Genomic DNA, 7634 nt, shown 5'->3' on the forward strand with positions numbered 1-7634 from the left:
GGAATCATATTCTATGCTGGCCAACACAGAGAGCCGGCAGGCAGAAGGAGGTCGTTTTGCGCTTCGTCACCTACGCCTCGAATGACGGTGACCGGGCCGGTGTCATCGACGGTGACCTGATCCACGCGTTTCCACAGGGCACGACCCTGGTGGAACTGCTCGGCCCCGCACTGCGGGAGGCCGGCGAGCGGGCGCTCGCCGAACCCGCCGAGGTCGTTGCCCTCGCCGACGTCACGCTGAAGGCCCCCATCCCCAGGCCGCCGTCCGTTCGGGACTGCCTGTGCTTCCTCGACCACATGCGCGCCGGCCTCAAGGCGATCGGCGGTACGGGGGAGTTGGAGCCGACCTGGTACCAGATCCCCGCCTTCTACTTCGCCAATCCCACCACCGTCATCGGCCCCCATGACGACGTGACCATCTCGCCCGGCAGTGCCTGGTTCGACTTCGAGCTGGAGATCGCCGCGGTCATCGGCACCGCGGGCCGCGACCTGACGCCCGAACAGGCCGAGGACCACATCGCCGGCTACACACTCTTCTGTGACTGGAGCGCCCGCGACCTGCAGGGCCTGGAAAGTCAGCTCAAGATCGGCCAGGCCAAGGGCAAGGACGGCGCATCCACGCTCGGACCGTGGCTGGTCACTCCCGATGAGCTGCCCCTCGGCCCGGACGGCGGACTCGCACTCCAGGTGCGGGCCGAGGTCAACGGCGAGAAGGTCGGCGAGGGCCGTACCGACGCCATGGACTGGTCCTTCGCCGAGGTCATCTCGTACGCCTCCCGCGGAGTAGAGCTCCAGCCGGGAGAGGTCTTCGGCTCGGGCACCGTTCCCGGCTGCTGCCTGCTCGAACACCTCGACCTCGGCGACCCCGCGGCGTTCCGTGGCTGGCTCAAGGACGGCGATGTGGTGTCGCTGCGCGCCGAGGTGCTGGGCGAGGTACGGCAGATCGTACGGGCAGGCACCGCCCCCCATCCGCTCGCCGCCCGCCCCCACCCCACGGCCAAGCCCCGCCGGCCGCGGGTCAACACGGCTACCTCCGCCCTGCCTTACACCAAGGGGCTGCACCAGGTCGGGGACGGCGTCTGGGCCTGGCTGCTGCCCCACGGCGAGTACGGCATGAGCAATGCGGGGCTGGTCGCGGGCGACGGCGCCGCCCTGCTGGTCGACACGCTCTTCGACCTGCCGCTCACCGCCGAGATGCTCGACGGCATGCGGTCGATCACGGACCGCCACCCGCTGAGCCATGCCGTGCTCACCCACTCCAACGGTGACCACACCCACGGCGGCCAGCTGCTTCCCGACACGGCCCGGATCATCGCGGCCAAGGGGACGGCAGGCGAGATGCACAGCGAGATGCCGCCGGAGCTGACCGCGGCCCTCCAGGTGATGGACCTCGGGCCGACGCTCACGCCCTACCTGCGCGAGCGTTTCGAAGCGTTCGACTTCGGCGGCATCCGCCTGCGCATGCCCGACCAGACCTTCGACCGGCGGCTCACCATCGAGGTGGGCGGCCGCGAGGTGCGGCTGCTCAATCTCGGGCCCGCCCACACCGAGGCCGACACGGTGGTGCACGTTCCCGACGTGGGGGTGCTCTTCGCGGGCGACCTGTTGTTCATCGGGTGCACGCCGATCGTGTGGAGCGGCCCCATCGCCGGCTGGATCGATGCCTGCGACACGATGATCGGGCTCGGGGCGTCGACCGTGGTGCCGGGCCATGGCCCGGTGACAGACGCCGACGGGATCCGCTCGGTCCGGGACTACTTCCGCCATGTCGTCGAGCAGGCCGATGCCGCGTTCGCCAAGGGGCATGACTTCCAGGAGGCGGCGTTCGGCGTCGATCTGGCCGAATACGCCGACTGGCTGGACGCCGAACGGGTCGTGGTCAACATCTACCAGCGCTACCGCGAGATCCACCCCGACCAGCCCGTGGTCGACAAGGTCGCCTTGTTCGGCCTGATGGCCGAATGGGACCGACGCCGACAGTCGTGAGCCCGGCAGCCTGTCCGGTCGCGCCCCGGGCGCGTCGATCCGGTTCGCCGTGAACGCGTGCTCAGCCGGCCGGGGCCGCGGGCACTGCCTGTGTGCGGTTGCCGCGCGGCGAGGCCAGGGTGAGCAACCGGGCTGTGCCGCGGCCGGCCTGGCGGAACGGCTCCTTTGAGCCTCTCAAGCGGGCCAGTACGTAGGCGCGTTGGCGGATCGCGAGGGCGGAGACGGCCAGGCTGTCGAGGCCGATGTCGGGGGAGAGTTCGCCGCAGGCGACGTCCCAGTCATAGCTATTTCTGTAGGCGTCGGACCGCGTCGATGCGGTCCGACGCCTCGTGCCGTCCTGACGGCTGTTGCGGTGTCCTGCGCGCGGCGGTGGGCCGGCGTCATGGCTTGGTGGACTCCGAGCGTTGCCTCTCATCGTCGCCCGCGCCTCCGCGCCGTCTCCTTGCCTGGGCTTGTCCGGGCCGTCGACCTGCCGGTTCACTCTTTACAGGCCGGAGGTGATAAAAGGCATCAAAGCGGGCAAACGGAAGTCATGCGGAAACTGGGTCTTCCGGATGCCGTACGTGCCTGTCTGTTCGACATGGACGGTGTGCTGACCAAGACTGCGGCGGTGCACGACGCGGCCTGGAAGCAGACCTTCGACGACTTCCTGCGACGCCGGGAAGGCCCCGATTTCCGGCCTTTCGACGCGGCCGCCGACTACGACGAGTACGTCGACGGCCGCCCGCGCGCCGACGGCGTACGGGTCTTCCTGGCCTCACGCGGCATCGAGCTGCCCGAGGGCTCGGACGACGACCCTCCGGAGCTCGACACGGTGCACGGCCTCGGCAATCGCAAGAACGCACTGCTGCTGGAGAAGATCCGCACCGAGGGGGTCGAGGCGTACCCGGGCTCCGTCCGCTATGTCGAGGCCGTACGGGCGGCCGGTCTGCCCACCGCCGTGGTCTCCTCCAGCGCCAATGCCCAGGACATCCTGACGTCGGCCGGGATCCAGGCGCTCTTCGACATCAGGATCGACGGCATCGTCGCCGCCGAGCGCAGACTGCCTGGCAAACCGCACCCGGACACCTACCTCGCAGCAGCACACGACCTCGGTGTCGAACCCGGTGCGGCCGCGGTCTTCGAGGACGCACTGGCCGGAATGGACGCCGGACGGTCCGGCGCCTTCGGATACGTCGTCGGAGTCGACCGGGCCGGTCAGGCCGATGCGCTGCGCGAGCACGGCGCCGACACCGTCGTGGACGACCTCGCCGAGCTGCTGGAGAACAGAAGGTGATCACGCATTCCGCTTACGCGGCCGAGCCCTGGCGGGTGCGCGAGACCGGGCTCCACTGGGACGTCCTGGCACAGAGCGAATCGGTCTTCGCCCTGTCCAACGGACACATCGGTTGGCGCGGCAACCTGGAGGAGGGGGAGCCGCACGGCCTGCCCGGCAGCTACCTCAACGGCGTGTTCGAGCGGCATCCGCTGCCGTACGCGGAGGGAGGCTACGGCTTTCCGGAGTCCGGCCAGACAGTCATCAACGTCACCAACGGCAAACTGATCCGCCTGCTCGTCGACGATGAGCCGTTCGACCTGCGCTACGGGACGCTGCGCTCGCACGAGCGGGTGCTGGATCTGCGCAGCGGGCTGCTGCATCGGACCTGCGAGTGGACCTCGCCGGCCGGCAAGACCGTGCGGGTGCGCTCCGTCCGCCTGGTCTCCTTCACCCAGCGGGCCATCGCCGCGATCGCCTACGAGGTGGAACCCCTCGACGACGAGGTACAGCTCGTCGTCCAGTCCGAACTCGTCGCCAACGAGCAACTGCCCACCCTGACCGGCGATCCGCGGGTCGCCGGCGCCCTGAAATCCCCGCTGCTCTCGGAAGAGCACAGCGCCAGCGACCTGCGGCTGCGCTTGGTGCACTGCACCGCCGCCAGCGGCCTGCGGGTCGCCGCTGCCGCCGACCACATCGTGCGCGGCCCGCAAGCCACCCAGACCTCCGCTGAGAGCGCGGACGATGTGGCCCGGCTCAACGTGATCACGGAGCTGCGGCCCGGCGAGACGCTCCGTCTGGAGAAGTTCGTCTCCTACGGCTGGTCGGGCACGCGCTCACTGCCGGCCCTGCGGGACCAGGTCGAGGCCGCGCTTGCGGGCGCTCGCAGCATCGGCTGGCAGGGGCTGATCGACCAACAGCGGGCGTTCCTGGACGACTTCTGGGAACACGCCGATGTCGAGGTCGACGGCGACCCGGAGATCCAGCAGGCCGTACGCTTCGCCCTCTACCACGCGCTGCAGGCCGCCGCGAGGGCCGAGCAGCGGGCCATCCCGGCCAAGGGCCTGACCGGCTCCGGATACGACGGGCACGCCTTCTGGGACACCGAGATCTTCGTTTTGCCGGTGCTCAGCTTCGTCTACCCGGGCTGCGTGGCCGACGCCCTGCGCTGGCGCCAGGACACCCTGCCCGCGGCCCGGGCCCGCGCCCGCCAACTCGGCCTGAAAGGCGCGGCGTTCCCCTGGCGGACCATCGACGGGTCGGAGTGCTCCGGGTACTGGCCCGCCGGCGCCGCGGCCTTCCATATCAACGCCGACATCTCCCACGCCGTGCTGCGCTATCTCACCCTCACCGATGATGCGGAGTTCGGACGCGAGACCGGCGTGGAACTGCTGGTGGAGACCGCCCGGTTGTGGCACTCGCTCGGCCATCACGACTCCAACGGCCGCTTCCACATCGACGGGGTCACCGGGCCCGACGAGTACAGCGCCATCGCCGACGACAACACCTACACCAATCTGATGGCCCAGGAGAACCTGCTGGCCGCCGCCGACGCCGCTGAGCGCCACCCCGAGCAGGCGGCCGCCCTCGGGGTCGACGAGGAGGAGACCGCCGCCTGGCGGGAGGCGGCCAAGGCGATGACGGTGCACTACAACGAGGCGCTCGGCATCCATGAGCAGTCGGCGGGGTTCACCCGCCACCAGGTGTGGGACTTCGCCGCCACCGGACCCGACGACTATCCGCTGATGCTGCACGCCGCGTACTTCGACCTGTACCGCAAGCAGGTGATCAAGCAAGCGGATCTGGTGATGGCGATGTACGTGCGCAGCGACGCCTTCACCGAGGAGCACAAGGCACGCAACTTCGCCTACTACGAGCCGCTGACCGTTCGTGACTCGTCCTTGTCCGCCTGCATCCAGGCGGTGATGGCAGCCGAGGTGGGACATCTGAGCTTGGCCTACGACTACCTCGGGGAGGCGGCGCTGATGGATTTGGACGACCTGGAGAAGAACACCCGCGACGGCCTGCACGTCGCCTCCCTGGCGGGCTCCTGGATCGCGCTGGTCGCCGGCTTCGGCGGGATGCGCTATCACGGGGAGACCGTGCGTTTCGCGCCCAGGCTGCCCGAGAAGCTCAGCCGGCTGGCCTTCTCCCTCCATGTGCGGCAGCGGTGTCTGCGAGTCGAGATCACCGATTCTCGGGCCACCTACACCCTGAAGGAGGGAGAGCCGCTCCAGATCAAACACTGCGGGGAGCCGCTGACCGTATCCCGTGGCAGCCCCCAGTCACGGTCCGTCAAACAACCGGTCGCCTTGCCGGAGCCTTCCCAACCGCCCGGACGCCGCCCTGGGCGGCCCCGGCATGCCTGACCTGACGGTGACCTGCGCGCCCGCGTCGACGCCCGGCACCGGACACGGCGGGCGCGCAGGGGCCAGGGAGAGCTCCACGACCAAGACCAGGCATGACACGAGAACGGAGAAGGAGGCACGAGATGCAGATCGGAATGATCGGGCTGGGCCGGATGGGCGCCAACCTCGTCCGGCGGTTGATGCGCGCGGGTCACGACTGCGTGGTGTTCGACGTCAACCCGGCTGCGGTGGAGGAACTGCAGGGCGAAGGAGCCACCGGGGCGTCCTCCCTGGAGGACCTGGTGGGCAAGATGAGCAAGCCACGGGCGGTCTGGGTGATGGTGCCGGCCGGCGAGATCACCGCCAAGACTGTCGACGGCCTGGCGGACCACATGGAAGCCGACGACGTGGTCATCGACGGTGGCAACTCCTACTACCGGGACGCCATCACCAGGTCCGAGGCACTTTCCACGTCAGGCATCCACTACGTCGACGTGGGGACCAGCGGCGGTGTGTGGGGACTGGACCGCGGCTACTGCTTGATGATCGGCGGCTCGGACCAGATCGTGGACCGACTCCGGCCGATCTTCGAGGCGATCGCCCCCGGCGTGGACGCGGCGCCGCGCACCCCAGGCCGGCACGGAACCGCCACGCCGTCAGAACACGGCTACCTGCACTGCGGGCCGGCCGGTGCCGGGCACTTCGTGAAGATGGTGCACAACGGCATCGAATACGGGCTCATGGCCGCCTACGCCGAGGGCCTGAACATCCTGAAGAACGCCGACGCCGGCACCGCGAGCCGCCAGGCCGACGCCGAGACCGCCCCGCTTGAGCGGCCCGAGTACTACCGCTACGACCTCGACCTCGCCGAAGTGGCGGAGGTGTGGCGCCGCGGCAGCGTGATCGGGTCCTGGCTGCTCGACCTCACCGCAGACGCCTTGCTGCGATCCCCGAACCTGGACGAGTTCTCCGGCCGGGTCTCGGACTCCGGCGAAGGCCGCTGGACCGCGGTCGCCGCAGTGGAGGAGGGCGTTCCCGCGCCCACCCTGGTCTCCGCGCTGTTCTCCCGGTTCGGCTCCAGGGACCTGGACCTCTTCGCCAACAAGGTCCTGTCGGCCATGCGCAAGGGCTTTGGCGGGCACGCGGAAAGGCCGACCGGATGAACACCCGTGATCGCAGACACCTGGCCCTGCTGTTCGACATCGACGGCACGCTGATCGTCACCGGTGGGGCCGGAGCCCGGTCCTGGTGCCTGGCCTTCGACGAGCTGTACGGCATCCCCGCCGACATCGGCAAGTTCACCGACACCGGCATGACCGACCCCGATGTGGGCCGCAAGACCTTCGAGTCCGTACTGGGCCGCAAACCCGAACGGCACGAGTTCACCAGGCTCCTGGAACGCCGCCTGCACTACCTGCACCAGACCGTGAACGAGTCCGAAAGCTACCGCGTGCTGCCCGGCGTCGAGGACCTGCTGCCCGAGCTCGTCGACGAGGGCTACCTGGTCGGCCTGATCACCGGCAATCTGGAGGCCGCCGCGCACGTCAAGTTGCACCGCGCCAACCTGAACCGGTTCTTCTCCTTCGGCGGCTACGGCTCGGACTCCAACGACCGCGCCGAGGTCACCCGCATCGCGATGCGCCGGGCCTCCCTGGTCTATGGCGAGGACCTGGCCCCGGACCGCTGCGTGGTCATCGGCGACACCCCGCACGACGTGGAGGGCGCCCATGCGGCCGGGGTCGCCTGCGTCGGCGTGGCCAGCCACAACTTCAACTCCGCTCAGCTCACCGAGGCCAAGGCCGACTGGGTCATCGAGTCCCTCGAAAACGGCCTGCCCAACGAGGCCCTGGCGTAGACGTTCTGACAGGGGAGCACCTGTACCGCAGTCCCTCGACCACTGCCCAGCCGGACCTGCTCGGCCCGCCGTGTCCGCACGGAGAACGACACTCCGTAAGCTTTACTTTTAACCCCGCCAAGATCATTCCTTGGTGGGGTTTGATGCTGAGGCCCTGAACATGGAGGCGGCCACCCGCAATTCTTCGGAGT

The 7634-nt window shown here is 69.2% G+C and carries 6 protein-coding genes; 5 read left to right on the forward strand and 1 reads right to left on the reverse strand.

Going from position 1 to position 7634, the window contains the following annotated elements:
- Positions 1-56 precede the first annotated feature (56 nt).
- On the forward strand, positions 57-1985 hold the full coding sequence (locus ACIQE0_RS36425; protein ID WP_402340022.1) for a fumarylacetoacetate hydrolase family protein: 1929 nt from the start codon (positions 57-59) through the stop codon (positions 1983-1985).
- Positions 1986-2046: 61 nt separating this feature from the next.
- Here the strand turns inward: ACIQE0_RS36425 and ACIQE0_RS36430 are convergent, their stop codons facing one another.
- Positions 2047-2466, reverse strand: a complete 420-nt coding sequence (locus ACIQE0_RS36430) for a hypothetical protein (RefSeq protein WP_402340025.1) — start codon at positions 2464-2466, stop codon at positions 2047-2049.
- Positions 2467-2517: 51 nt separating this feature from the next.
- Here ACIQE0_RS36430 and ACIQE0_RS36435 point away from each other — a divergent pair, with 51 nt between their 5' ends.
- The 4 genes from ACIQE0_RS36435 to ACIQE0_RS36450 all read left to right on the forward strand — a co-directional run bounded on the left by ACIQE0_RS36435 (position 2518) and on the right by ACIQE0_RS36450 (position 7443).
- Complete coding sequence (locus ACIQE0_RS36435) at positions 2518-3261, forward strand: HAD family hydrolase (protein ID WP_402340028.1); 744 nt, start codon at positions 2518-2520, stop codon at positions 3259-3261.
- Entirely contained in the window at positions 3258-5609 is a 2352-nt protein-coding gene (locus tag ACIQE0_RS36440) for a glycoside hydrolase family 65 protein (protein WP_402340030.1), read from the forward strand. The genes ACIQE0_RS36435 and ACIQE0_RS36440 overlap by 4 nt, the downstream gene beginning before the upstream one ends.
- Before the next feature lie 122 nt (positions 5610-5731).
- Positions 5732-6751, forward strand: a complete 1020-nt coding sequence (gene gnd, locus ACIQE0_RS36445) for a phosphogluconate dehydrogenase (NAD(+)-dependent, decarboxylating) (RefSeq protein ID WP_402340033.1) — start codon at positions 5732-5734, stop codon at positions 6749-6751.
- Entirely contained in the window at positions 6748-7443 is a 696-nt protein-coding gene (locus ACIQE0_RS36450; RefSeq protein ID WP_402340036.1) for an HAD family hydrolase, read from the forward strand. The genes gnd and ACIQE0_RS36450 overlap by 4 nt, the downstream gene beginning before the upstream one ends.
- Positions 7444-7634 lie beyond the last annotated feature (191 nt).

The sequence above is a fragment of the Streptomyces sp. NPDC093097 genome (genome assembly GCF_044754325.1).
GTDB lineage: Bacteria > Actinomycetota > Actinomycetes > Streptomycetales > Streptomycetaceae > Streptomyces.